The organism is Lysobacter arseniciresistens ZS79, assembly GCF_000768335.1.
Taxonomy (GTDB): Bacteria; Pseudomonadota; Gammaproteobacteria; order Xanthomonadales; family Xanthomonadaceae; genus Novilysobacter; species Novilysobacter arseniciresistens.
Map to the genome: position 1 here is coordinate 1 of NZ_AVPT01000064.1, position 2,908 is coordinate 2,908.

A 2,908-nucleotide genomic window follows, 5' to 3' on the forward strand; every position below is an offset into this window, starting at 1 on the left:
CTGTTTTTTACACGAATCCCTGCCGACCCTCTTACCGGGCTGCCAGCAGGGAGGGCGCATTTCGACGGCTCCATGTGGCGAGCCAGTCACGCACGCGCCGCGTGATCGCCCGGACAGCCGACTTCGCATAATGCATAGAGTTGCGCCCAGCACTGGCGCAGATGTAGATTCAACCCGTCGGCCCAAGCCACGGGCCGACGGTCGGGTCGATGACCTGGCTACCGAGCAGACTGCGACGCAGCCTGTCGGGCGAGCAGGAACCGTGGGTGTAGGGGCTCCGTACGAGTTCCACGGCGATCGCGAAGACCCCGACCGGTCAGGTCACGGAGAGCCCGGGCCCTCTGCCCATGCAGAGACTGGCACCCCCGGCAGTCGGCAAGCCACGCGGGGGCAGCGGAACCGGCGGACTGGCGGATACGCCGCGGCGGTAGGAGATCGGCAAGCGGACGGCGGCGACGCCACGTCCCTTAGCTTGACCCTACCAGTCCGCCCAGCGATTACGCATAGCGAACACCTTCGGGCAGCACTGTCTGCCTACTACCACCAGCGAGATACAGCAGTCGAGTTGCGCGCCGAAGAAACGGCCGCCGGGGCCGACCTGCGCACCCGTCTGGCCTGGGCCTCCGTGATCCAGACGATTGACGGGTGGATTGCCGAGACCCACCGCGAGCTGTCTGTGATCGCTCGACGGGGCAGTGCGGCGGTGCTGCCATGAGCGCCAAACCGACCTACGACGAAGCACTGCAATTCATGGCGGATGCCGTGCTGTACCAGCGCATTGACCTCACCGGCCCATGGCAGGGCTGGAAGATTCGCGGGCAGTACCTGGTATCGCCCGAGAAGGATCGGGTCCCGATGCGCGAGCTGGTCGGTCTGCTGATCCACTACCGCGGAAAGTTCGGCCATCACCGTCCACGCGCCACGCCGGTCCAGGCGGAGAGCAACGTGATTCCGTTCGCACCGGCAGCAGTCGCACAGCTTCAGGCCCGACAGCGTGTCGCTTGACGGCTTCTGGCAGGGCGCGGAGCGCCTTGAAAGGGCCATGGATGGCCCGCCTTTGTCCATGGACGGACGGGGGCCGCTCTGGAGGATCTACGACAGCTGCGGCTGCCACGGCGCGAACCGCCGGCCGCCCGCTGCCGGAAACCGCCCACGCGCCCGCCGAACGCTGTTAGGCACTCACGACGGGGGTGAGAACGGAGCGGGAGCGACGGTCGACCCCGCGGCGTGTGTGCCGCGCACCGATCGCCGAACACCTGGACGGCTGACGCCAGCGACCGACCGCCAGTCGCGTCGATCGCCTCGGCTCTTGGTTCGACGCTCGCACGTTTCGCGCAATTGCGCGATGCTGCTGGTGCTCACCGGCGACAAGGGACGTCCGCCGCCTTACTTGCAGACCGATTTCATGGGGACGAAATCGCAAGCAAATCAATAGGATAGGACGACCATGACGACCCTTAGCTTGATCAATCAGGGTGAAGCCGAACTTCGCATAATGCATATTATGTAAATACCGAGCCATCGCAGGCTACTTGCACGCTCTCGAGAGGCAACTAATTTCCGGATTGGCAGAAATTGACCGGCTTGGGATCCTTAAAAGCCGGACTCGCCCACACCGCACTCATACATGTATAGCGCTAGTCAACAGCCCAGCTGCCCTCTAAGCCTGTTCCTGGGTACGTTCACTCCCGCATTGACTTCAAGATGTTTCTTCAAGCCCTTACCCACTCAATCGACCGCCCGACTGCTTGTTGGACGCACTCCGTGGACCGTGCGCGCTCATTATCCCATCCACCTAGCTTGGCTAGCTGTATAACCGCCCCAGAGCTTGGTCCAGCGGGCCTCTGACGCTCGTCCATCCCTCACCGCCACTCTGCCGGCGTCAGATCCCTGGCCGCCAAGTACAACGGAAGCTTACGGCTATGAAAAAGGCGCGCAAGGCGGTTGCGATTTCGCCCCACAAAGAGCCAGAGGTGATGCCGGTCAAACTGGAAATCTGAGCGGAATGGGTATGTTGGCTCATCGTGCTTACGACCTTCCAATAGATCGAACCCAACCAACACCAGAAGACGATTCGGCGGTAAGTTCGTATCCTGCGGCTGCCGATTGACTGTAACGATGCGCACCGTGACTCGGTCGAGGAGTTCGCCTGGCGCGGGGCGTAGGTCAATCATTTCAAGTGTGACCCCGCGGGCAGCCACGGCTTGGGTCATTGCGTCCAGAAGCGCGGGCAAATGCTTGTCCGGACAAGCAATGAAACCGGGCTCGACAAAAGAGGGAAACAGGCGATGGACAAATTTGTCTACGACCTGCTGAAGGATACTTTCGGTCTCATGGCTCACGAGTCGTTGGTCCCCTGCTAGCTGCCCGTCCGTCGGCACCTGGTTGCTCCTCGGGCCAGCCAAGCCGGGTGCGATAAGTAAGCGGTCCGTGTAGACACTCTTTGGCCCATTCGGGATGAGCGTCGGGGTCTACCAGTCCGGGGCCCATTCCCAGATGGAACGTGGCCGTAGACATGGCGCCCACCTGTTCAATGGTTGGGAAATGTCTGGCGATCGAAACGGCCTGCCGACGTAGGGCCAACGGCAAGGCCTTGTCTCGTGCAATCTCGATCAAGAATCCGCCCGCCCAGACCAAGGCACGGGTTCGTTCATTCGGCATGGTCATCGTGCTCTCCCATCAATTGAAGCGCCCCGAATTTCGTCTTGAGCGGTTAGAGATTGTGCGTTCCTCGTTGCGATAAGTGAGATTTCGCTCGGGGTCTTCCTGCCGCTCCGGAACTTCGTTCGCGCTTGGCCCGGTTCAGATGAGTGGTCTTTCCATTAGTTCCATACGACGAGACCTCAGCCTTTCCATGGCAAAGGAAAGCTCTCTATCCGAGGGTCGGCAGGGATTCGTGTAAAAAACA

At 61.5% G+C, this 2,908-nt stretch carries 4 protein-coding genes; 2 read left to right on the forward strand and 2 right to left on the reverse strand.

Annotation, left to right across the window (positions count from 1 at the left end):
- Positions 1-565 precede the first annotated feature (565 nt).
- Both N799_RS15730 and N799_RS13955 read left to right on the forward strand, forming a co-directional pair.
- Complete coding sequence (locus N799_RS15730; RefSeq protein ID WP_160279980.1) at positions 566-715, forward strand: hypothetical protein; 150 nt, start codon at positions 566-568, stop codon at positions 713-715.
- Entirely contained in the window at positions 712-1,005 is a 294-nt protein-coding gene (locus tag N799_RS13955) for a hypothetical protein (protein ID WP_036213909.1), read from the forward strand. Before N799_RS15730 ends, N799_RS13955 begins: the two co-directional genes overlap by 4 nt.
- 857 nt (positions 1,006-1,862) lie before the next feature.
- Here the strand turns inward: N799_RS13955 and N799_RS15540 are convergent.
- Positions 1,863-2,342 (reverse strand): hypothetical protein, encoded by a 480-nt coding sequence (locus N799_RS15540; RefSeq protein ID WP_152597989.1) that lies wholly within the window; start codon positions 2,340-2,342, stop codon positions 1,863-1,865.
- Complete coding sequence (locus N799_RS16105) at positions 2,332-2,667, reverse strand: BPSL0761 family protein (RefSeq protein WP_081975053.1); 336 nt, start codon at positions 2,665-2,667, stop codon at positions 2,332-2,334. The genes N799_RS15540 and N799_RS16105 overlap by 11 nt, the downstream gene beginning before the upstream one ends.
- Positions 2,668-2,908 lie beyond the last annotated feature (241 nt).